We start from the raw sequence: 1,076 nt of genomic DNA on the forward strand, positions 1-1,076 counted from the left end.
TGTCTCCGACCGCCAGCCAACGCGGCTGCGTGTCGACGAGCACACTTCCGGCACGCCTGCGGTCTGGCTGCATCCGGATGGCAGCAGCATGGCCTGGATCATCGTTGACATCGGCGAGCGCGACTGGTCCAAGCTCGCCTACCAGTTCGGGCAYGAGCTCGGCCATGTCACGGCCAACAGTTGGCAACCGGATGCCAAGCCGGCGACTCGCTGCCAGTGGCTCGAGGAAGCCCTGGTTGAAGCATTCTCGCTGCGAGGCCTGGGGCGCCTGGCGAAGGACTGGAAGGAGAACCCGCCGTTCGCCGGCGACAATGCTTTCGGCGATGCCATTGCCGCTTACCGCGAGAACATCACCCGCGGCTATACCGCGCTCGCCGACAGCCAGGGGCTGACGCGCGACGCCGCGGCGTGGTTCGCCGACCATCGTGGCGAGATCGAAATGCCCGCCCTCAATCCGTTCGCCCGGGCGATGTCTGTGACCATCCTTGCCGAATACGACAGCGCGCCGGACTGCGTCGAGGCGCTGGGCGCACTCAACCGCTGGCCCGGCCGCAGCGGTCTACCGATCGCCGAATATCTCGGGCGATGGGAGGCGAGCTGCGCCGAATTGCTCGCTTCGCCCAGATTGCCGATCCGCCTGCGTGATCTGCTGCACGTTCCGCAATGGGCCAAGTAAAGACCAGCAGGTCGTGTCCACCGATTGCGCCCCACCAGTGCGCTCACTCTTCAGGGAGGAAGCCTTCAATGGTCATCCGTCCGTCTTCAAGGAAACTGGATGCASGTAAAAAGGAAGCCGGCCGCTGAACTCTGTTCCCGCAGCGCGCCCGTTTCAGGCAACCTCAAGCGTTCGCCGCCGGGCCGTCGTCCAAAAGGCTGYATTCCACAACTCTAGCGRGAGCGATACACTCACTACTCGGCGYCGYTTCCCTCAAAGCGYCGCCGGTAAAGGGCTCRGCGCCCCTCTGGTCTGCTCAGTGTCAAAAGGAGRGCGCCGGGCCACAGACCTGCTYTCGCGATCCAGATTAGCGATCAGCGCTTCACACAGTTCCCTAGCGGAATGACTCGCTACCATGCTG

Annotated in this window: 1 pseudogene; it reads left to right on the plus strand. The window is 64.1% G+C overall.

Annotated elements, in window-relative coordinates:
- A pseudogene (locus tag ACXJ7R_RS33965) lies at positions 1-676 on the plus strand (hypothetical protein); the annotation flags it as partial.
- Positions 677-1,076 lie beyond the last annotated feature (400 nt).

The sequence above is a fragment of the Mesorhizobium sp. P5_C1 genome (assembly GCF_054049815.1).